Origin of the sequence: Pseudoroseomonas sp. WGS1072 (assembly GCF_049340465.1) — a bacterium.
Classification (GTDB): domain Bacteria; phylum Pseudomonadota; class Alphaproteobacteria; order Acetobacterales; family Acetobacteraceae; genus Pseudoroseomonas.
The window spans coordinates 2,798,678-2,818,689 of sequence record NZ_JBMPSU010000001.1 but is presented as its reverse complement, the minus strand read 5'-3'; the positions used below and the strand labels follow the sequence as shown (position 1 = coordinate 2,818,689).

Genomic DNA, 20,012 nt, shown 5'->3' with positions numbered 1-20,012 from the left:
GCGTCAGCCCCGCTCCTCGGCCTGGCGCGACAGGATGGCGCCGAACTCGGCCGCGAAGCCCTCCAGCCGGCTGGCGAAGCGCGCCAGGTCGGTGGTGATCTTGTTGTAGGCGAGCACCGCCGGAATGGCGGCGACCAGCCCGATGGCGGTGGCGAAGAGCGCCTCGGCGATGCCCGGCGCGACCACGGCGAGGTTGGTGTTCTGCATCCCCGCGATGGCCGAGAAGCTGTTCATGATACCCCAGACGGTGCCGAACAGGCCGATGAAGGGGGCCACCGAGCCGACCGAGGCCAGGAACACCATCCAGCGCTCCATGCGGTCCATCTCCCGCTGGATGGCGACGTTCATCGCCCGCTCGGCGCGCTGCTGCACACCGGCGAGATGGCCGGTCTCGCCCTCGGGCCGGGCGGCGCTGCGCTGCCACTCGCGCATCGCCGCGCCGAACACGGCGGCGATCGGGTGGGTCGGGCGCTCGCCCTCTTGCTGCTGCAGGGTATCGAGACTGCCACCGGACCAGAACCGGTCCTCGAAGGCATCGGCGGCACGGTTCACCCGCCGGATGGTCGTGATCTTCTCGAAGACGATCGCCCAGACCCAGACGCTGGCCAGCAGCAGCCCGATCATGACCGCCTTGACCACCCAGTCCGCCTGCAGGAACAGGCTCCAGAGCGAAAGATCGTGTGCCACCTGACCGAGGTTCGACGCGCTCACGCTGTCACCCACGGCAATCTCCTTCTATCGCCTCCGGCCGCTTCAGGCCGGGGCAGGTCCATCGTCCAGCGCCGCGCGGAAGGCGCCGCGCCAGGGCTCGGGGACGGCCACCGGGCGCATCCCCTCGGCGCGCACGCAGACCAGCCCCACCCGCAACGCCGCCTTCACCCCGCCCGCCTCGTCCAGCACCCGCTGTTCCAGATCGACGGAAGCGCCGCCGAAGCGGAGAATCCGGGTTTCCACAACCAGGGGTTCGTCCAGCCGGGCGGGGGCCACATACTCCACTTCCATGCGCCGCACCACGAGCAACGAAGCGTGACGTTGAATCATAAGTTGATGCGGCAAGTTTATGGCACGCAACGATTCCGTCCGCCCGCGTTCTGCCCAACGCAGATATGTCGCGTGGTAGGCGATGCCGCCGGCATCCGTGTCCTCGAAATAGACCCGGACCGGAAAGCGGTGCGGCCAGACCGCAGCAGGGGGCGCCTTTGCCATCAGAGGTTGTCCCGCAGGAGGTCGGCCTGGGTGCCCGCCGGCGGCGCCATGCCCAGATGCCGCCAGCCGGGTTCGCCCAGCACCCGCCCGCGCGGCGTCCGCAGCACGAAGCCCTCCTGGATCAGATAGGGCTCGACCACCTCCTCCAGCGTGTCGCGCCCCTCGGCTAGGGCGGCGGCCAGGGTCTCGACGCCGACCGGCCCGCCATGATGGTGCTCGGCGATGCGGCGGAGATAGCGGCGGTCCATCGAATCGAGGCCCTTCGCATCCACCTCCAGCCGGTTCAGCGCGCCATCGGCCATGGCGCGGTCGGCGTGGTGGCCGGAGACCAGGGCGAAATCGCGCACCCGGCGCAGCAGCCGCCCGGCGATTCGCGGCGTCCCGCGCGAGCGGTTGGCGATCTCCTCGGCCCCTTCCGCGCTCAGCTCGAAGCCGAGCTTCTGCGCCCCCCGCCGGACGATCAGCAGCAGCTCGGCCGGGGTGTAGAACTGCAGCCGGAGCGGGATGCCGAAGCGGTCGCGCAGTGGCGTCGCCAGCAGCCCGGCCCGCGTCGTGGCGCCGACCAGGGTGAAGGGCGGCAGGTCGATCCGCACGGTGCGCGCCGCCGGCCCCTCGCCGATGATCAGGTCGAGCTGGAAGTCCTCCATCGCCGGATAGAGCGTCTCCTCCAGCGCCGGCTGCAGCCGGTGGATCTCATCGACGAAGAGCACGTCGCGCGGCTGCAGATTGGTCAGGATGGCGGCGAGGTCCCCGGCCCTCTGCAGCACCGGGCCCGAGGTGGCGCGGAAGCCCACGCCGAGCTCGCGCGCCACGATCTGCGCCAGCGTGGTCTTGCCGAGGCCCGGCGGGCCGTGCAGCAGCACATGATCCAGCGCCTCGCCCCGCGCCTTCGCCGCCTGGATGAAGACGGCGAGGTTCTCGCGCAGCGCCTTCTGGCCGGTGAAGTCGTCCAGCACCTGCGGGCGGAGGGTGGCCTCGGCGGCATCCTCCTCGCCCCGCTGCGGGTCCAGCACCCCCTCGCTCCTTGATGGGCCGCTCATGACGGGCGCCCGGACGGCAGATGGATCATCGCGGCGCCAACTCCTTCAGGGCCTCGCGGATCAGCGGCTCCAGCGCCGCCCCCTCGCCCAGCCGCTCGGCCACGCGGGCGACGGCGGCGCCGGCCTCGGGCCGCTTCCAGCCCAGATTGGTCAGTGCCGAGATGGCCTCGGCCACCGCCTTCTCGGCCGGCGGCAACTGCGCCGCGACGGCCACGGTGCCGGGCGAGACGCCGGGCCCGGTCGGCATCGCGCCGACCTTGTCGCGCAGCTCCGCCACCAGCCGCGCGGCGAGCTTGGCGCCCACCCCCGGCGCCCGGCTGAGCGCCCCGCGGTCGCCCGCCATCAGCGCCCGCGCCATGTCGGCCGGGGAGAGCGTCGAGAGCAGGGCCAGCGCCACCTTGGGTCCGACCCCCTGGATGGCGGTCAGCAGGCGGAACCAGTCGCGCTCCGCCGCCTCGGCGAAGCCGTAGAGGATGATGGCATCCTCCCGCACCACCGTCTCCACCAGCAGGGCGCCGGTGCCCGGGGGCTGCGGCAGGGCGGCCAGCGTGCGGGCCGAGCAGGCGACGAGATAGCCGACGCCGTTGACATCGAAGATGCAGCCACCCTCGAAGGGCGTGTCCAGCCTGCCGGTCAGCTTGCCGATCATGCCGGCACATAGCCCTTCGCCAGCGCCAGCCGGCTGGCGCGGTGGTGCGCGTGGCAGATGGCGACGGCCAGCGCATCGGCGGCATCGGCCCGCCGCAGCGTGGCGCCGGGCAGCAGGCGGCGCACCATGGCCGAGACCTGCACCTTGTCGGCATGGCCGGTGCCGACCACGGCGCGCTTCACCTCCATCGCCTGGTACTCGGCGACCGGCAGGCCGGCCAGGGCGGGCGCCAGCAACACCACGCCGCGCGCCTGGCCGAGCTTCAGCGCCGCACCCGGGTTCTTGTTGACATAGGTGTGCTCCACCGCCGCCTCCTCCGGGCACCAGTGTTCCATCAGCGCGTTGAGCGCGCGGTGGATCTGGCAGAGCCGCTCCGCGAGGGACAGCGCCGTGTCGGTCGAGATCACGCCATCCGCCAGATGGCGCAGCCGGCTGCCATGGCTCTCCACCACGCCCCAGCCGGTGTGCTGGAGGCCGGGATCGAGGCCGAGCAGGCGGATGGCGCCCCCCATGCCCCGCGTCAGGCCGAGAGCTTCTGCAGCACGGCGTCGGGCACCTCGAAATTCGCCGTCACCGTCTGCACGTCGTCGTGCTCGTCGAGCACGTCGATCAGCTTCAGCACCGAGCGCGCCTTCTCCTCGTCCAGCTCGACCGTGACATTGGGCCGCCATTCCAGCTTGGCGCTTTCGGCCGGGCCGAACTTCTCCTCCAGCGCGTCGCGCACGGCGAAAAGATCCTCGATGGCGGTCAGGACCTCGTGCCCCTCCTCGCCGCTGGCGACGTCCGCCGCGCCGGCCTCGATGGCGGCCTCGAGCATCGCCTCCGCATCCGCCGCATCGGCCGGGTAGCGCACCACGCCGTTGCGCTCGAACTGGAAGGAGACCGAGCCGGTCTCGCCCAGCGCGCCGCCATACTTGGAGAAGGCGGAGCGGATGTCGGAGGCGGTGCGGTTGCGGTTGTCGGTCAGCGTCTCGACGATGACGGCGACGCCGGCCGGGCCGTAGCCCTCGTAGCGCACCTCGACGTAATCCTCGCCCCCCGCCGCGCCCGTGGCCTTCTTGATGGCGCGGTCGATGGTGTCCTTGGTCATGTTCGCCACCCGCGCCGCCTGCACGGCCGAGCGCAGGCGCGGATTGGCCGCGGGGTCCGGCAGGCCCTGGCGGGCGCTGACCGTGATCTCGCGGATCAGCTTGGCGAAGACGCGGGCGCGCTTGGCGTCCTGCGCGCCCTTGCGGTGCATGATGTTCTTGAACTGGGAATGGCCGGCCACGCGATGCTACTCCGGGATTCTCGGGATGTTCCGGGCTTTGCGCGGAGCTATACCGCCGCCCGGCGCGGGATGCGAGGGGGCGCGGCCCGCCCCCCTACCCGCGGCGGCCACGCCTCCCCTTGATGGACAACGGGTGAACCGCACCTTACTGCAGTGCAATATCCAGGAGGCCTGCATGGAAACTCTTCCCTGGCGCGACACGCCCAGACGCTTCGGGCGCGTGAGCCGCATCCTGCACTGGGGCATGGCCGCGCTGTTCGCCTGGCAGTTCCTCGGGATGATCCTCAAGGTCACGCTCGGCCGGCATCCGGTGGCCGGCGTCTTTGTCGGCACGCATGCCTCGGTGGGCTTCCTGCTGCTGCTCCTGGTGCTGGCGCGGGGGAGCTGGGCCTTGTTCAACATGCGGTGGCGGCCGCAGCCCGACCGGGGCTGGCTCGGCTACGCCGCCATGGCGGGCCACCTTGCCCTCTATGCGCTGATGCTCATCGTGCCGGCCCTGGCCCTGCTGCGCAGCTACGGCTCCGGCCGCGCCTTCGCCCCCTTCGGGCTTCCCCTCTTCCCCGGCTTCCAGGGCGGCCCGATCGGCTGGATGGTGGCGCCGGGCAACGCCCTGCACGGCTGGCTCGGCTGGACCCTGCTGGCGCTGATCGCCGGCCATGTCGCCATGGTGGTGCTGCACCGCTTTGTCTGGCATGACGAGGTGCTGTCCCGGATGGCCGGCGGTCCGCGCCGGGGTCGGGCACCCCGGCCCGACCTGGCCGGAACGCGCTGAGAAGGAAGAGGCCGCGCATGAACGACGCCACCCGTCCCGCCGCGGCGGCGGACCATCTGATCACCAGCCAGGAGGCGCTGCAGGCGCATTACGCGCCACCGCGCGAGCTGGTGATGAAGAAGGTGGCCGACCGGATCGACCCGCGCACGGCCCGCTTCATCGCGGCGAGCCCCTTCTGCGCCCTGGCCACCTTCGGCGCGCGCGGGCCGCATTGCACGCCGCGCGGCGACGCGCCCGGCTTCGTGGACGTGCTGGACGAGAAGACCCTCGCCCTGCCGGACCGGCGCGGCAACAACCGCATCGACGCGCTGCGCGACATCGTCGACAACCCCGCCCTGGCCCTGCTCTTCCTGGTTCCCGGCGCGGGCGAGACGCTGCGCATCGGCGGGCTGGGGCGGATCAGCACCGATCCGGCGCTGTGCGAGCGCTACGCGGTGCAGGGCCAGACGCCGGCCACGGTGCTGCTGATCGAGGTGCGGGAAGTGTTCATGCAGTGCCAGCGCGCCATCCTGCGCTCCCGCGTCTGGGGCGAGCGGGCCAAGCCGCAGGACCTGCCGAGCGCCGGCGAGCTGCTGGCCGCGCACACCGGCGGCCTCGTCGACGCCGCGGCCTATGACGCCGAGGCGGCGCCGCGGGTCAGCGCGACCCTCTACTGAGCCTCGGAAGCCTGAGCCTTAGAAGTCCGGCATGGCGGGCGCCAGCAGCCCGCCATGCCGGACCGGCGCCACCTCCTGCGCCAGGCCGGTGGCGTCGTCGGTGCGGACCAGGACGCCGCTGAGCGTCGCCGGCCCCTCGGCCGGAGCCAGCTTCTCCCCCGGCACCTTCTTCCAGAAGCGCAGCGCCGCGCCGCCCTTCTGCATGCCGATGACGCTGTCATAGTCGCCGCACATGCCGGCATCCGTCATGTAGGCCGTGCCCCCGGGCAGGATGCGGTGGTCGGCGCTCGGCACGTGGGTGTGGGTGCCCACCACCAGGCTGACCTTGCCGTCGAAGCTGTGCGCCATGGCCATCTTCTCGCTCGTGGCCTCGGCATGGATGTCGATCATCGCCGCCTGCACCGTGCCGGCGGCGCCCAGGCTGTGCCGCGCCAGCTCGGCCTGCACGGCGCGGAAGGGATCGTCCAGCGGCTCCATGAACAGCCGGCCCATGGCGTTGATCACCAGCAGCTTCCGCCCGCCCGCGACCTCGACCACCGTGGCGCCGCGCCCGGGCGTGCCGGGCGGGTAGTTGAGCGGGCGGATCAGCCGTGGCTCGCCATCGATGAAGCCGATGATCTCCTTGCGGTCCCAGGAATGGTTGCCGAGCGTCAGCACATCCGCCCCGGCCACCAGGAAGGCGCGCACCATGTCGGGAGAGACACCGAAGCCGTGGCTGGCGTTCTCGACGTTGACCACCACCGCATCGGCGGCGAGGCGCCGGCGCAGCTCCGGCAGGGCCGCGGTCAGCGCGTCGCGCCCGGAGCGGCCGACGACATCGCCGAGAAACAGGATCCGCACGTCACTCAAACCTTCTCGATGGGGATATAACCACGCTCGGTGGCGATGCCGGCCAGCGGCCGGTCATTGGGGCCGGCCGGCACCGACGCCACCTCCTGCGCCGTATAGCCGACGCCGATCGCGGTCGCCGCCGGCAGCGCGGCCAGGGTCCGGTCATAATAGCCGCCGCCATAGCCGAGGCGCAGGCCCCGGCGGTCGAAGGCCAGCAGCGGCACCAGCAGCCAGTCCGGCACCGCCGTCCCGGCGCTCTCGGCAGGGACAGAGGTGCCGAAGCGGCCCGGCACCAGCGCCTCTCCCGGCCGCCACCGCCGGAAGAGCAGCGGCCGGCCGCGCGGCGGCGTGACCGGCAGGGCCAGAACATGCCCCCGGGCGGCGAGCGCGTGCAGCAGCGGCCGGATGTCGATCTCGGCGCCCATCGGCCAGAAGCCGCCGACCACGGCGCCGGGCGGCGGCGGGGCGGCCCGCAGCAGATGGCCGGCCAGGGCCTCGCCCGCCCCGGCATCGACCCCGGTATCGGCCAGGGCGTCGCGCCGTTCCAGGGCGCGAAGTCGCACCGCCGCCTTCGCGCTTGCCAGCGACGGGGGGTCCGGCAGGCCGGCTTCGAGGGGGGAGGGAATGTTGCGCGGAGCCGCCATGGCCGTTGGCGTCTTATCCTCCTAAGGCCTGCTAGCGCAGGTGGGCGCCAGATAGCCGGACCACGATCCGGCCAGAGCCAGCTCCCGGAGGATGCTTATTGGCCCCAGGGATAAATTGCCTGACGCGCCCGACAGCCCCGCGACGGACATTTAGGGACGGTCGAGCGTCGCGGCAATGCCCTCGATCCGTTCCGCGAGCCGGCCGAGACGCTCGGCCAGGCGGGGATCGGCGGCGGGGGCGGCACCGGACTGGCCCGCCCGGGCCTGGGACAGCTCGACGCGCAGGTCATGGATCTCGTCGGCCAGCAGCAGGGCGGCCAGCAGCAGCAGGCGGCTCTCGCCGAACTGCCCGCCCATGGCGCGGATCGAGGAAACCCGCCGGTCGACATCCGCCGCGAGCGCGATCAGATGCCCCTCCTGGCCGTCCTCGCAGGAGACGGGATGGGTATAGCCGCCAACGCGAACCGTGACCTGACCCAAGCTCAGCTCTCCTTGTGCTCGTCGTCCGGCAGGCCGGGCGACGTCGTCTCATCAAGCCCCGGCCCGGCGGGCTCCGCCGGGGCCTCGGCCCCTTCCACCTCCGCCAGCGCGCCCCGCAGCCGCAGCAGCGCGTCGTCGAGCCGCGCGGAGAGCGCCGCCAGGGCCTCCGGCGGAACGCCGGGCGGCGCACCCGCCGCCGTGTCCAGCCGGCCCAGCACCGCCGCCAACCGCTCGACCGCCCGTTCCAGCCGTGCAGCGGCCTGATCCACCGCGTCGCTCATGCCGCCGCCTTCGCCCCAGCGTGATACCTCATGATGAAGGCTTTAAGCGGCGCAAGCATCCAGGGTCAACGGATGCCCGTCCGGCGGTGCTTCCGCCCGCCTTCCATCGGAGCCTGGAAGCCCGCCGCCGCCGCCTCCCCGGACCATGGCGGGCCAGGCCTCGCCGCGCTATGCGGGGGCGCATGATCCTGGCTCCGGCCGTGACCGTGCATGATGCCGCCGGCGCGCGGATGGCCCTGGCCGCCGCCGCCCGGCGCTGCCCCGGCGCCACGCTGCCCCTCCTGTCGCCCCCCGGCGCCGCGCGCTGGCTCACGCCGGAGACCTTCCTGGCGATGCTGGCCCCCGCCCGGCGCGACTGGCCGGGACAGCCCTGCCTGCCGGTTCTGGACTGCGGCGATGCCCCCGGCTTCGCCCTCGCCGCGCTGCGCGCCGGCCTGCCCGCCGTGGTGCTGGGCGCCGGGGCGCCGGGACGGCCGGCGGTGGAGGCCGTGGCGGCCGCGCTGGGCGCCGCGGCCTGGCGGCGGGCGCCCCCTTCCCTGGTGCTGCGGCCGCCGCTCGGCAGCGCCATGGAGCGCGCGCTGGACGCCTGGCTCGACGGCGGCGCCGGTGACATCCCCCACTGGTGACATCCCCCGCTGGTGACATCCCCCGCTGGTGACATCCTGGGGGGGCTCGGCTAAGCCTGTACGGCCAGAATCCGGCGGAAACAACGCCGACACGGAAGGACGGACGATGCAGCTGACACCCCGCGTGAAGGACATCCTCTCCTGGTACGAGAGCGACAATCCCGGCACCAAGGCGAACCTCGCCCGCATCCTGATGGAGGGGAAGCTGGGCGGCACCGGCCGGCTGGTGATCCTGCCAGTCGACCAGGGCTTCGAGCACGGCCCGGCGCGCAGCTTCGCGCCCAATCCCGCCGCCTATGACCCGCGCTATCACTTCGAGCTGGCGATCGAGGCCGGGCTCAACGCCTATGCCGCCCCGCTCGGCATGATCGAGGCCGGCGCCGCGACCTATGCCGGCGCCATCCCGACCATCCTCAAGGTCAATTCCTCGAACAGCCTCTCCACCACCAAGGACCAGGCGGTGACGGGCACGGTGGCGGATGCCCTGCGGCTCGGCTGCTCGGCCATCGGCTTCACCATCTATCCGGGTTCGGAATACCAGTTCGAGATGATGGAGGAGCTGCGCGAGCTGGCCGAGGAGGCCAGGTCGGCCGGTCTCGCGGTGGTGGTGTGGAGCTATCCGCGCGGCCCCAATCTCGACAAGACGGCGGAGACGGCGCTCGACATCTGCGCCTATGCCGCGCACATGGCGGCGCTGCTGGGGGCGCACATCATCAAGGTGAAGCCGCCGACGGAGGCGATCTCCCTCGACGCCGCGAAGAAGACCTACGAGAAGAACCCGGTGCCCGAGATCGGCAGCCTGGCCGGGCGCATCCGCCATGTGGTGCAGGCCTGCTTCGGCGGCCGGCGGCTGGTGGTCTTCTCCGGCGGCGAGGCGGGCACCAGCGAGTCGCTCGTCGAGATGGCCAGGGGCATCCACGCCGGCGGCGGCAATGGCTCGATCATCGGCCGCAACACCTTCCAGCGCCCGAAGGCGGAGGCGCTGAGGCTGCTGTCGGACATCATCGCCGTCTACAAGGCCTGACCCGGCGGCCGGGGCGGGCCATCCCCGCTCCGCCGCCACTCCTGGATCCCAGCCTCCCATGCCCGACTGCCAGCTCTACCTGATCACCCCGCCCCGGATCGATCCCGGCCACTTCCCGGACCTGCTGGCCCGCGCGCTGGACGCCGGCGAGGTGGCCGCGTTGCAGGTGCGGCTGAAGGATGTGCCGGAGGACGAACTGCGGCGCGCCATCGACGCGCTGCGCCCGGTCGCGCAGTCCCGCGGCGTCGCCGTCCTGATGAACGACCGCGCCGACCTGGCCGTGGCGCATGGCTGCGACGGGGCGCATCTCGGCCAGGAGGATGGCGACCACGCGGCGGCCCGCAAGCTGCTCGGGCCGGACCGGACGCTGGGCATCACCTGCCACGGCAGCCGGCACCTGGCGATGGAGGCCGGTGAGGTCGGTGCCGATTACGTCGCCTTCGGAGCCTTCTTCCCGACCGCGACCAAGCAGGCCGAGCATCGCGCCGAGCCGGAGATCCTCACCTGGTGGACGGAGATGTTCGAGCTGCCCTCGGTCGCCATCGGCGGCATCACCGCGGCGAACTGCGCCCCCCTGGTGCGGGCGGGGGCCGATTTCCTGGCGGTGGTCGGGGCAGTGTGGAGCCATCCGGAAGGGCCGGAGGCCGGGGTGCGGGCGATGCGGGCGGCCATCGCCGCCGCGTGACCGGCTCTCAGGGCCGGCGGCGATAGGGCTGGCCGGTGACCGGACAGGCCGGCGGGTCCGGCAGGCGGGCGATGCGGGCCCGCGCCGCCGCGGCCTGGCCGGGCTCGGCGCACTGCTCATCCGGCCGCTGACCCTCGGGATAGGCGCCCAGCACCAGCAGATCCTCGCTTGCCAGCAGGCATTTGTGGCCGGTGCCGGCAGGCAGCACCACCACGTCGCCGGCCTGCAGCCGCTGCGGCACCGTGCCTTCCCCGCCCAGCTGAAGCAGGACCTCGCCCTCGATGATGGCCAGGGCCTCATGCGCGGTGGTGTGGATATGGACATGGCCGTAGATGCCGTCCCGCCAGGCGGGCGGCCAGCCATGGCCGGCGAACAGCGCCTCCGCCGCCTCGGCCCGCCGGGCCTCGAAGGCCTCGCGGTAGATCAGCACCGGCAGCCGGGGGTTGTTCGGCACCCCCTCCTGCTCGGCAAGCCAGATGGTTTCATACTCCATGGGCAGCTCCCTGACTGTGGCGGTTAACAGCAAGTTCTGTGAAGAGAACGAGCCGCCGCGCTCAGGGTTGCCGCTTGCGGTATCCTGTGCCTCAGGCCGCCGGGGCGTGGCGGGCCAGGCCGCCGAACAGGTCCAGCATGCGCTCGCGCCAGGCGGCCACCGGATCGTCCGGCTCCAGCAGCGCAAGCTCCGAGACCGACCGCGCCCACTGGAAGCCGCCGAAGACCGCGTAGTCGCCGTATCGCGGCGCCTCGCCGCCGAGGAAGGGCGCGTCGCGCAGCAGCAGCCGCAGCGGCTGCAGGCTGGCCCGGAACTCCGGCAGGCGCTGTTCGCGGCCGGCAGTCACCTGTTCCAGGGGCTGGCCGAAGCGGGCCTCGCGGCTGGCGCGGAAATAGGCGCGCTGCCCCTCGCCCAGCCAACGCGGGATGTCGCTGACGATCAGCCGGGCCAGTTGGGCGTTCAGCGTCGCATCGGCCCAGGCGTTGATGAACCGCGTGGCCGCCGGGTCACCGCCGAAAAGGCTCGGCCGGTCGGGATAGGCCTGCTCCAGATACAGGGCGATGGCCCAGGAATCGGCGACCACCGTCTCGCCATCCCGCAGGACGGGAACCTTGTCCTGGCCGGAGAAGGCGAGGGCCTCGCCCTCGGTGAAACGCCAGGGGATGCAGGCGGCGTCGAGCCCCTTGTGCGCCAGCGCCATCCGGCTGCGCCAGCAATAGGGGCTGAAGCGGCGCTCCGGGTCCTCGCCGGTCAGTTCGTAGAGCCCGAGCGCCATCGTCTCAGCCCTGCTTTCCGGTGGTCGAGGTCTGGCCGAAGAGGACCGCCCGGCTGTCCTCCGGCTTGATCGCCTGGGCGCTGAACTCCTCCGCCCGGGCATAGGCCCTGACCGTTCCCGGCCGCGCCTTGATGGCCGCGAACCAGCGCGCGAGGTTGGGGAAGTCCTCCAGCTTCTGGCCCTGCCGCTCATGCGGCACGATCCAGGGATAGATCGCCATGTCGGCAATGCTGTAGTCCGGCCCGGCCACGAAGGCGCGGTCGGCCAGGCGCCGGTCCAGTACGCCGTAGAGGCGGTTGGTCTCCTTCACGTAGCGGTCGATGGCGTAGGGGATCTTCTCCGGCGCATAGACGTTGAAATGGTGGTTCTGGCCCGCCATCGGACCGAGGCCGCCCATCTGCCAGAACAGCCACTGCAGCACCTCGGCCCGGCCCCGGATCTCCTGCGGGGGCGGGATGAAGCGGCCGATCTTGTCGCCCAGGTAGAGCAGGATGGCGCCGCTCTCGAAGAGCGACACCGGCGCGCCGCCATCCGCGGGCTCGGTGTCGAGGATGGCGGGGATGCGGTTGTTCGGCGCGATGGCCAGGAATTCGGGGCGGAACTGCTCGCCCTTGCCGATGTTCACGGGGTGGATCCGGTACGGGAGACCGGCCTCCTCCAGGAACATCGTGACCTTGTGGCCGTTCGGGGTGGTCCAGTAGTGAAGGTCGATCATGGCGGCGTTCTCCGGGCCTGGCCTGGGGGCCCGGCGGGCCGCAGGCGCCTTTGGGGCAGGACGCTACCGGCCCCCCGGGAGACCGGCAAGCCACCTTGTCCGGCCCGTCGCACCCGCCCTTCCGGTGGTCCTCTCCAAGCATCTCCGGACGGAAGGCCGCAAGGTGGTCGGGTTATTCGCCTCATGATTGTGCTTTGTGCAGCGGCCTCTCCCCCGTGTATATGATTTGTGACGCGGCCTCCGGCCGCGACGCCGCACGAGCCGGGGACAGGTCTTCAAGACATTATGGTAACCATCCTGATCCTCGACGACAGGACAACGAACCGGGACATCTTTTCGCGCCTCGCCGCCTCCCTGGACCGCGGCGCCAGGGTCGAGGCCTTCGGCGATCCCCAGCAGGCGCTCGAATGGCTGCGCGGCAACAGCGTGGACCTCGTGGTCACCGACTTCCGCATGCCCGGCATGGACGGCGCCGAGTTCACCCGCCGGCTGCGCGCCCTGGGCGACAATCCCGCCGTCGCCGACGTGCCGGTGATCGTCATCACCGCCTACAACGACCGTGCCTACCGCCTGCGGGCGCTGGAGGCCGGCGCCACCGACTTCCTGCTCAGCCCGGTGGACCACTACGAGTTCATGACCCGCGCCCGCAACCTGCTGCGGATGCGCTGGCAGCAGCAGGTGATCCAGCGCCGCGCGCGCAGCCTGGAGCAGGAGCTGGAGGACAGCGCCCGCACGCGCGAGGCGCTGCTGCGCGACAGCCGCAAGGCGCTGGCGCAGGTGATCGACACCGTCCCCGCCATGATCACCGCCGCCGATCGCCAGGGCCGCTGCGTCTTCGTCAACGCCAGTCAGGCGGCATTTTCCGGATCGACGCCGGAGGCGCTGGTCGGCAACGAGATCGAGCGGGTCTTCGGTGCCGAGCGCGGCGCCGCCTCGCGCGAGCGGGACCGCCGCGTCTTCGAGACCGGCGCGGCCCTGGCCGAGCAGGAGGAGGAGGCGGTCGGCCCCAGCGGCGAGGCGCGGGTGCTGGTCACCACCAAATCCCCGCTGCGCGACTCCGCCGGACAGGTCGTCACGGTGCTGACCACCTCGCTCGACGTCACCGACCGCAAGATGGCCGAGCGGCGGCTCAGCCACATGGCGCATCACGACGCGCTGACCGGCCTGCCGAACCGCATCTTCCTCAGCGAGCGGCTGCGGCACGAGTTGGCGCGCGGGCGGAACAGCGGGCACGCCTTCGCGCTCCTCTTCCTCGATCTCGACCGCTTCAAGTCGGTGAACGACGCGCTCGGCCATCACCTCGGCGATCAGCTGCTGCAGGAGGTGGCGCGGCGGCTGCAGCAGTCGGTCCGTCCGGAGGACACCGTCTCGCGCCTGGGCGGCGACGAGTTCGCCATCCTGCAGGCCGGCATCTCCGGGCCGGAGGATGCCGCGGCGCTGGCCGCGCGGATCGTCGAGAGCCTCTCGGCGCCCTTCGCCTGCGATGGCCAGGTCCTGTCCACCAGCGCCAGCCTCGGCATCACCCTCTCCCCGCGCGATGGCCGCGATGCCGCGGGGCTGCTGCGCAACGCCGACCTCGCCATGTACCGCGCCAAGGCCGAGGGGCGGAATGGATGGCGCTTCTTCGCCGCCGCCATGGACGAGCGGGCGCGGGAGGCCATGCGCGTCGAGCGCGACCTTCGCCTGGGTCTCGAGCGCGACGAGTTCGTGCTGCACTACCAACCCCAGATCTCGCTCCGCACGCACCGCATCGTCGGCGCCGAGGCGCTGCTGCGCTGGCGGCGGGGCGGCGGCGCCCTGGTCAGCCCGGGCGTCTTCCTGCCGGTGGCGGAGGAGACGGGGCTCATCGGCCCGATCAACGAATGGGTGCTGCGGGAGGCCTGCCGCCAGGCCGCCGCCTGGGCCCGGGCGGGGCGGCCGCTGCGGATCGGCGTCAACCTCTCGCCGATCCAGTTCCGCCGCCAGGATGTCGGGCAGATCGTGCGCCGCGCCCTGGCCGAGACCGGACTGGACCCGGCGCTCCTGGAACTGGAGCTGACCGAGGGCATCCTGATGGAGCAGGCGGTGGAATCCGCCGTCATGCTCCAGGAGCTGCGGCAGCTCGGCGTCTGCGTCTCGGTGGACGATTTCGGCACCGGCTATTCCTCCCTCAACTACGTCAAGAGCTTCCCGGTGGACCGGCTGAAGATCGACCAGTCCTTCGTCCGCGGCATGGTCAGCGATCCGAACGATGCCGCCATCGTGCGCACCATCGTGGCGCTGGGCCATTCGCTGCGGCTCTCGGTGGTGGCGGAAGGCGTCGAGACGGCCGAGCAGCTGGCGCGCCTCTCCCAGGAGAACTGCGACGAGGTGCAGGGCTACTACTTCAGCCCGCCCATCCCGGCCGAAGCCCTGTCGCGGCTGCTGGCGGAGCATGACCCGGCGGGAGCCTTCATCCCGGCGGCCAGTCCCGCCGAGCCCTACGGCGTGCCGTGAGCAAGGCCGCCACGCCGCCGCCCGGACGCCGCCCCGGGCCGCTGGCCTGGCTGCGCAACCGGCTGCGGGGGCGTCCGGACAGCGAGCACGAGATGAGCTTCAACCGCCTCGCTTTCGCGGCGGTCATCATCCTCTTCCTGCTGGTCGGCGGCGACTCCCGGGACGCGCTGCTGGCCATGGCGGTCTATGTCGCCCTCGCCCTTGGCATCCTGGGCCATATCCTGCTCGTGCCCGCCGCCTCGCCGCCGCGCCGGCTGGCCGCGCTGCTGCTGGATTGCGGCTTCCTGTCCTGGCAGCTGCACATCGGCGAGGAACCGGTGGCGCTGTTCTTCCCGATCTATCTCTGGGTGATCTTCGGCAACGGCTTCCGTTTCGGCCTGTCCTCGCTGCGGGTCGCCATGCTGGTGGCCTTCCTCGGCTTCGGCCTCGTCATCCTGACCACGCCCTACTGGAACGGCCAGCTCCACCTGTCGATCGGCCTGCTGATCGGCCTGCTGATCCTGCCGCTCTATGCCGGCACGCTGATCCGCCGCCTGTCCGCCGCGCGGCAGCAGGCGGAGGAGGCGAGCCAGGCCAAGTCGCTCTTCCTGGCCAGCGTCAGCCATGAGCTGCGGACGCCTCTCAATGCCATCATCGGCATGGGCGGCCTGCTGCGCGATACCCGGCTCGATGGCGAGCAGCGCGACATGCTGGAGACGGTGAACACCGCCGCGCATTCGCTGCTGGCGCTGATCGACAACATCCTCGACCTGTCGCGCATCGAGGCCGGCCGCATGCCGACCGAGACGGTGGACATCGAGGTGGGCCCGCTGCTCACCGAGCTGCGCCGCCTGCTGGCCGCGCAGTGCCGCGCCAAGGGACTGCGCTTCTCCCTGCACGTCACGCCGCGCACGCCGCTGCTGCTGCGCGGCGACCGCCGGCACCTGATGGAGGTGCTGCTGAACCTGGCCGGCAACGCGGTGAAGTTCACCGCGGAGGGCGGGGTCACCGTCGCCCTGGACGCCGCGCCGCCGGCGCCGGGCGAGACCCGGCTGCGCCTGACCGTGGAGGTCTCCGACACCGGCATCGGCATCGCGCCCGAGGCGCAGGAGCGGATCTTCGAGAACTTCACCCAGGCCGATTCCACCATCATCAACCGCTTCGGCGGCACCGGGCTGGGCCTGGCCATCTGCCGCCGGCTGGTGCGGCTGATGGGGGGCGAGATCGGCGTCACCTCCATCCCCGGACAGGGCAGCACCTTCCGCTTCACCGTCCTGGCCGAGGCGGTCACGCCGCAGCCCCGCCCCTCTCTCGCCGGCCTCGCCGTGGTGCTGCTCGACCCGGCGCCGATCCGGGCGGCGGCCCTGGCCGAGAAGCTGGCGGAGTTCGGCGCCGAGGCACGGCCGGCGGCCGGCGTGGAGGAGGCGGCACGCCTGATGCGGGCCCGCCCCGAAGGGCCGGAAGGGCGCTGCCTGCTGCTGGCCTATGCGCCGGTCGCCCTGCCCGCCGACGCGCCGGCGCATCCCCGGTTGCTGGTGGACGAGGCAGGCGCCGCGCCGGCGCTGCCGCCCGAGACGCTGCGCCGCGCGGCCGAGACCCTGCTGCCGCCCCAGGCCACCGGCGAGGAGCTGGCGCATGCTCTGCGCCTGGCCCTGGCCCTGGCCCCCGCCCCGGCCGGCGACGAGCCGCAGGAGGCGGCACCCCCGGAGGAGGCCGGGGCTGCTCCCGCTCCCGCTCGGCGGCCCGCGCGGCCGCTGCGCGTGCTGGTGGCGGATGACAGCCGGGTGAACCAGCGCGTTGTCGCCAAGATCCTGGAACGGGCCGGCCATGCCGTGCGGCTGGCCGACAATGGCGATGCCGCGCTCGACATCCTGGAGCAGGAGGCCGACAGCCTCGATCTGGTGTTGATGGACGTGAACATGCCCGACACGGATGGCATCGAGGCGACGAAGCTGTTCCGCGTCATGGCGCTCGGGCAGCCGCATCTGCCGATCCTGGCGCTGACCGCCGATGCCACGGAGGCGGCGGTGCGGCGCTGTGCCGAGGCCGGCATGGACGGCCACGTGACCAAGCCGATCCGGCCGGACGAGCTGCTGCGCCTGGTGGAGGAGCGGGCGCGCCCGCCCCGCCCGGGCCAGGCCGCGCCCGCCGGGCCGGTGACCGCCATCGCCAGCCACCCGCGCTTCCGCCCGACCAGCCCGGCGCTGGATGACGAGGTGGTGGAGAACCTGCGCCAGCTCGGCGGCGAGGAGTTCCTGCAGGGACTCGCGCGCGACTTCCTCGACGATGCGGGGGCGCTGATCGAGGAGATCGCCGCCGCCGCCCTGGCCGGCGACGCGACGCGCTTCCATTCCGAGACGCATGCCCTGCGCAGCAGCGCCGCCAATGTCGGCGCCCTGGCGCTCGCCCGCCTCTGCACCGAATGGCGCCGCCTGGGGCGGGAGGCGATGATGCGCGAGGGGGCGGACCTCGCGCAGCGGGCCCGTGCCGAGCTCGAGCGGACGCGCCGGGCCTACAGGGGCGATCTCGCGGACGATGCCGGCGCCGGCGAGCATCGCGGCTGAGCCACCCCGTCCCGGCCCCCCGCCGGGAAGACGGGCGCGTCCTCATGCGACCGGTCTGTTCGTGAGGCCGCGCATCACTCTGCGGCGTGCGCCAGCCCCGCGGAAGGCAGGCTGCCCAGCCGGCGCTCCTGCGCCGCCACCAGCCGGCCCATCTTCTTGAGGTCGGCCTCGCCCAGGTTCATCGCTGCCCCGGCCCACATCTCCACCACGTCGCGCAGTTCGTCGAGCGTCACCGGATCCACCCGGCGGCGGGCGCGGTGCATCGTCAGGTGCGCGTTGTGCTTGCGGCTGTGGCGGGCGATATAGTCGCGCGCCGCCACCTCGCCCTCGCCATCCTCGGCCAGCACATCGACCACGCCCATCGCGTGCAGTTCCGCGGCGGTGTAGATGCGGCCGGAGGTGATCAGCTCCTCGGCCTGCCGACGGCCGATGCGGCGCGAGAGGAAGCTGTAGGCGCCCATGCCGGGGAACATGTTGAACAGGATCTCCGGCAGGCCGATCTTGGCGCTGCGCTCGGCGACGATCATGTCGAAGGAGAGCGCGTGCTCGAAGCCGCCGCCCAGCGCGTCCCCCTGGACCAGCGCCATGGTGATGAGCGGCAGGCCGAAGGCGACGGTGTTCTTGTGGATCGCCTCCACCGCGATGTGGCCGTAGCGCACCAGCGAGGCATGGTCGCGCGAGCGGATGCGCTCGGCGAAGTGCGCCAGGTCACCGCCCAGATTGTAGATGCCCGGCACGGCCGAGTTCATCACGAACCAGTCCGCCGGCCGCTCGCCCAGCGCCGCGCGCTCCGCGAAGAGCGCGGACATGGCGTCCTGCATGCGATGCACATCCTGCATCAGTTCGAGGGTGTAGCTCGGGCGACCCTGCGGGCGCATGGTGCACCAGGCGGTGCGGCTTTCCGGCTCCAGGCGGAGTTCGAGATTGTCGAAGCGCAGGGCCGACAGGGCGACATGCGCCGGCGGCAGGCTGCGGCCAGCGGTCTCGGCGACGACGGGGGTGTTGCGATCGAGATACATGGAGGGTCTCCGGCTGGGTGGTCGTGCCACCGTTATGGTTGCGTAACATCCAAGTACCCTCCACCATGAAGGGCGTTGGCCTTGCCACGCGCACGCATCCTAGCCACCCCCTGCCCTCGCAGTATTGATTTGCTTTGTGCTCCTGACTGTAAGGTTTTGACAGCAATCGATCTGGATCTCGACGCGCCGGAACGACGGCGCCGCCGGCGACGCAGTGTCGCCGACGGCATCCCCGCAGCAGAGAATTCAAGTGTTACGACAACGACGCAGGGCCTCGCGGCCCACTCTCCCGGCAGCCGGCGCGTCGCGAGGACGGCGCCGGCCGTCCGGCCTCGTCTCAGGCGTCGTCGCGTGAGCCGTAGGGGGAAGGGCCGTAGAAGCCGCGCACACGCTCACCCCATTGCTGGTCGGACCAGTCGACCGCCTCCTCCCGCCGGAAGGACGGGGCCTGCTGGAGCTGCTCGGCGCTGACATCGGCGACATAGCCGCCGAGGCCGATGTCGTAGCGCAGCTGGTCCCAGGGCAGAGGGTAGTGGGAGCTGCCGATACCGAGGAAGCCGCCGAAGGACAGGACGGCGTATTCGACCACCCCCCGGACCTTGTCGATCATCAGCGCCTCGATCGACCCCAGCCGGTTGCCGGAGGGATCGAAGACCGCGGTGCCTTCCACCCGGTCCGAGGAGATCAGCCGCGCGCTGCCGCCCGGGGCGATCTCGTTGACCATCTCGTCATGCCGTCGCGCGGACGGGCCGGTGGGGTCGGTGGTCGGATCCGCCATGATGGTCTCCTCCAGCTGCGGGCCGGAACGGCCCTCGCGGAAATAACTCCCGGCGAAGCCGTGGGGTTCCAGGCGCGCGCGGGATGCAACTCTGCTGCCACCCCGCGTTTCCCCTCTGCATGCCATCTGCATACCACCGGCTCCACCGGCATCCGACTGCCAGGATGGCCTGCCACAGCGAGGAGAAGTCGCCATGTCCGATGCCCGAGACGACACCCCGGCCCGCGAACGCGTCATCGAGCCGCCGCCCGGGCATCACGAGGCGCCCATGCCGGAGAAGCCGATCCCGACCACCAAGGTACGGCAGGGGGTCACCTTCGGCCGTATGCGCTGGGTTCTCCTGGCGTCCCTCGTCCTGGTCATCGTCGCGTTCATCGTCGCCGCCATGGTGAGCTGAGGCTTGGCCGGCGTGAGAATGTCGTGTTGCATCAATGGGAAAACCTGCAACGAAGCCGCTGGCGGGGCGTTTTTGCGACAGGTGCCCGCGGCGTTGCCGGGCGTCGCTCCCGCGTGGGCTCGCTGAGCGGGTGGGAGCGGCGCCGGCGAGGACCGTGAGGCCCGGTGCAACCAGGCTCGCCGCTGGCGGGCGTACCAGGGAAGGATCACAGGGATGACCCAGCGCAAGGGCGGTAAGCAGGGTTTTGCCTCGATGGACCAGGCCAAGCAGCGCGACATCGCCTCCAAGGGCGGGCAGAGCGTTCCAGCGGCCAAGCGCAGTTTCGCCCAGGACCCGGCTCTCGCCGCCGAGGCGGGCCGCAAGGGTGGACAGGCCGTGCAGGCGGGGGACCGTTCCTTCTCACGTGACCGCAGCCTCGCGGCGAGCGCCGGACGCAAGGGCGGACAGGCGACTCATGGCCGCGCCGCGAACCGCGGTGCCGAAGCGGAGGAGCAGGGCTGACACCAGTCCGCCTAGCTTCCCGCCACGCCTCTGGATGACGACAGCATGCTGAACTTGAAACCAGGCCGCCCGCGGCTGAAGCCCTCGAGCCGGCTTGAGCGGCCTGTGCCGGACAGCCTTTCCTCCGCCTTGCGCGCCGAACTGGCGGAGCG

24 protein-coding genes and 1 other RNA gene are annotated in these 20,012 nt (G+C 72.0%); 9 read left to right on the top strand and 16 right to left on the bottom strand.

Annotated features, from left to right (window positions below; all coding sequences use genetic code 11):
* Positions 1-3: 3 nt before the first annotated feature.
* From tolQ to ACF3NH_RS13225, 6 genes are read right to left on the bottom strand one after another with little or no spacing between them, the layout of a single operon-like run.
* Positions 4-723, bottom strand: coding sequence for a protein TolQ (gene tolQ / locus ACF3NH_RS13250; RefSeq protein WP_198367348.1), 720 nt, complete (start codon positions 721-723; stop codon positions 4-6).
* 30 nt (positions 724-753) lie between these two features.
* Positions 754-1,206 (bottom strand): YbgC/FadM family acyl-CoA thioesterase, encoded by a 453-nt coding sequence (locus ACF3NH_RS13245; protein ID WP_422923422.1) that lies wholly within the window; start codon positions 1,204-1,206, stop codon positions 754-756.
* The gene (gene ruvB, locus ACF3NH_RS13240; protein WP_422923420.1) at positions 1,206-2,246 is read right to left on the bottom strand and encodes a Holliday junction branch migration DNA helicase RuvB; all 1,041 of its coding nucleotides are present in this window, start codon (positions 2,244-2,246) and stop codon (positions 1,206-1,208) included. Before ruvB ends, ACF3NH_RS13245 begins: the two co-directional genes overlap by 1 nt.
* Positions 2,247-2,271: 25 nt before the next feature.
* A complete protein-coding gene (gene ruvA, locus ACF3NH_RS13235) occupies positions 2,272-2,895 on the bottom strand; it encodes a Holliday junction branch migration protein RuvA (RefSeq protein ID WP_198367351.1) in 624 nt (207 codons plus the stop codon).
* The gene (ruvC, locus tag ACF3NH_RS13230) at positions 2,892-3,407 is read right to left on the bottom strand and encodes a crossover junction endodeoxyribonuclease RuvC (RefSeq protein WP_422923418.1); all 516 of its coding nucleotides are present in this window, start codon (positions 3,405-3,407) and stop codon (positions 2,892-2,894) included. Before ruvC ends, ruvA begins: the two co-directional genes overlap by 4 nt.
* Positions 3,408-3,415: 8 nt before the next feature.
* Complete coding sequence (locus ACF3NH_RS13225; RefSeq protein WP_422923416.1) at positions 3,416-4,165, bottom strand: YebC/PmpR family DNA-binding transcriptional regulator; 750 nt, start codon at positions 4,163-4,165, stop codon at positions 3,416-3,418.
* 175 nt (positions 4,166-4,340) lie between these two features.
* Here ACF3NH_RS13225 and ACF3NH_RS13220 point away from each other — a divergent pair, with 175 nt between their 5' ends.
* Together ACF3NH_RS13220 and ACF3NH_RS13215 are read left to right on the top strand one after the other, a co-directional pair.
* A complete protein-coding gene (locus ACF3NH_RS13220; protein WP_422923413.1) occupies positions 4,341-4,937 on the top strand; it encodes a cytochrome b in 597 nt (198 codons plus the stop codon).
* 17 nt (positions 4,938-4,954) lie between these two features.
* Complete coding sequence (locus ACF3NH_RS13215) at positions 4,955-5,593, top strand: MSMEG_1061 family FMN-dependent PPOX-type flavoprotein (protein WP_198367355.1); 639 nt, start codon at positions 4,955-4,957, stop codon at positions 5,591-5,593.
* A gap of 18 nt (positions 5,594-5,611) precedes the next feature.
* Here the strand turns inward: ACF3NH_RS13215 and ACF3NH_RS13210 are convergent, their stop codons facing one another.
* From ACF3NH_RS13210 to ACF3NH_RS13190, 5 genes are all read right to left on the bottom strand, one after another.
* The gene (locus tag ACF3NH_RS13210; protein ID WP_422923411.1) at positions 5,612-6,433 is read right to left on the bottom strand and encodes a TIGR00282 family metallophosphoesterase; all 822 of its coding nucleotides are present in this window, start codon (positions 6,431-6,433) and stop codon (positions 5,612-5,614) included.
* A 5-nt stretch (positions 6,434-6,438) separates the two neighbouring features.
* Positions 6,439-7,068 (bottom strand): 5-formyltetrahydrofolate cyclo-ligase, encoded by a 630-nt coding sequence (locus tag ACF3NH_RS13205; protein WP_422923409.1) that lies wholly within the window; start codon positions 7,066-7,068, stop codon positions 6,439-6,441.
* A non-coding RNA gene (gene ssrS / locus ACF3NH_RS13200) (6S RNA) lies at positions 7,055-7,209 on the bottom strand. The genes ACF3NH_RS13205 and ssrS overlap by 14 nt, the downstream gene beginning before the upstream one ends.
* A 9-nt stretch (positions 7,210-7,218) precedes the next feature.
* On the bottom strand, positions 7,219-7,548 hold the full coding sequence (locus ACF3NH_RS13195) for a cell division protein ZapA (protein ID WP_198367358.1): 330 nt from the start codon (positions 7,546-7,548) through the stop codon (positions 7,219-7,221).
* 2 nt (positions 7,549-7,550) lie between these two features.
* Positions 7,551-7,829, bottom strand: a complete 279-nt coding sequence (locus tag ACF3NH_RS13190; RefSeq protein ID WP_198367359.1) for a hypothetical protein — start codon at positions 7,827-7,829, stop codon at positions 7,551-7,553.
* 182 nt (positions 7,830-8,011) lie between these two features.
* Between ACF3NH_RS13190 and ACF3NH_RS13185 the strand changes: the two genes are divergently transcribed.
* The 3 genes from ACF3NH_RS13185 to thiE all read left to right on the top strand — a co-directional run bounded on the left by ACF3NH_RS13185 (position 8,012) and on the right by thiE (position 10,164).
* Positions 8,012-8,455 (top strand): hypothetical protein, encoded by a 444-nt coding sequence (locus ACF3NH_RS13185; protein ID WP_422923406.1) that lies wholly within the window; start codon positions 8,012-8,014, stop codon positions 8,453-8,455.
* Between the two features lie 106 nt (positions 8,456-8,561).
* Positions 8,562-9,479 carry a class I fructose-bisphosphate aldolase gene (locus tag ACF3NH_RS13180; protein ID WP_422923404.1) on the top strand — a complete coding sequence of 306 codons (918 nt, stop codon included), beginning with the start codon at positions 8,562-8,564 and terminating at the stop codon, positions 9,477-9,479.
* Between the two features lie 58 nt (positions 9,480-9,537).
* A complete protein-coding gene (gene thiE / locus ACF3NH_RS13175) occupies positions 9,538-10,164 on the top strand; it encodes a thiamine phosphate synthase (RefSeq protein WP_198367362.1) in 627 nt (208 codons plus the stop codon).
* 7 nt (positions 10,165-10,171) lie between these two features.
* On the opposite strand, the gene ACF3NH_RS13170 is transcribed toward thiE, so the two are convergent.
* From ACF3NH_RS13170 to ACF3NH_RS13160, 3 genes are all read right to left on the bottom strand, one after another.
* Positions 10,172-10,657 carry a cupin domain-containing protein gene (locus ACF3NH_RS13170; protein ID WP_422923402.1) on the bottom strand — a complete coding sequence of 162 codons (486 nt, stop codon included), beginning with the start codon at positions 10,655-10,657 and terminating at the stop codon, positions 10,172-10,174.
* A 91-nt stretch (positions 10,658-10,748) separates the two neighbouring features.
* Positions 10,749-11,432: a glutathione S-transferase family protein gene (locus tag ACF3NH_RS13165; RefSeq protein WP_422923400.1), complete on the bottom strand. Its 684-nt coding sequence runs from the start codon at positions 11,430-11,432 to the stop codon at positions 10,749-10,751.
* A gap of 4 nt (positions 11,433-11,436) precedes the next feature.
* Positions 11,437-12,147 (bottom strand): glutathione binding-like protein, encoded by a 711-nt coding sequence (locus ACF3NH_RS13160; protein WP_422923398.1) that lies wholly within the window; start codon positions 12,145-12,147, stop codon positions 11,437-11,439.
* Positions 12,148-12,432: 285 nt separating this feature from the next.
* Here ACF3NH_RS13160 and ACF3NH_RS13155 point away from each other — a divergent pair, with 285 nt between their 5' ends.
* Together ACF3NH_RS13155 and ACF3NH_RS13150 are read left to right on the top strand one after the other, a co-directional pair.
* Positions 12,433-14,622, top strand: a complete 2,190-nt coding sequence (locus ACF3NH_RS13155) for a two-component system response regulator (RefSeq protein WP_422923396.1) — start codon at positions 12,433-12,435, stop codon at positions 14,620-14,622.
* Positions 14,619-17,165: an ATP-binding protein gene (locus ACF3NH_RS13150; protein WP_422923394.1), complete on the top strand. Its 2,547-nt coding sequence runs from the start codon at positions 14,619-14,621 to the stop codon at positions 17,163-17,165. The genes ACF3NH_RS13155 and ACF3NH_RS13150 overlap by 4 nt, the downstream gene beginning before the upstream one ends.
* Positions 17,166-17,239: 74 nt before the next feature.
* Here ACF3NH_RS13150 and ACF3NH_RS13145 read toward each other — a convergent pair whose 3' ends face one another.
* Both ACF3NH_RS13145 and ACF3NH_RS13140 read right to left on the bottom strand, forming a co-directional pair.
* Entirely contained in the window at positions 17,240-18,184 is a 945-nt protein-coding gene (locus tag ACF3NH_RS13145; RefSeq protein ID WP_198367368.1) for a crotonase/enoyl-CoA hydratase family protein, read from the bottom strand.
* A gap of 337 nt (positions 18,185-18,521) precedes the next feature.
* Complete coding sequence (locus ACF3NH_RS13140) at positions 18,522-18,962, bottom strand: PRC-barrel domain-containing protein (RefSeq protein ID WP_198367369.1); 441 nt, start codon at positions 18,960-18,962, stop codon at positions 18,522-18,524.
* A 193-nt stretch (positions 18,963-19,155) separates the two neighbouring features.
* Here ACF3NH_RS13140 and ACF3NH_RS13135 point away from each other — a divergent pair, with 193 nt between their 5' ends.
* Both ACF3NH_RS13135 and ACF3NH_RS13130 read left to right on the top strand, forming a co-directional pair.
* Positions 19,156-19,359, top strand: a complete 204-nt coding sequence (locus tag ACF3NH_RS13135) for a hypothetical protein (protein ID WP_198367370.1) — start codon at positions 19,156-19,158, stop codon at positions 19,357-19,359.
* A gap of 213 nt (positions 19,360-19,572) precedes the next feature.
* Positions 19,573-19,860: a con-10 family general stress protein gene (locus tag ACF3NH_RS13130; RefSeq protein WP_232477267.1), complete on the top strand. Its 288-nt coding sequence runs from the start codon at positions 19,573-19,575 to the stop codon at positions 19,858-19,860.
* Positions 19,861-20,012 lie beyond the last annotated feature (152 nt).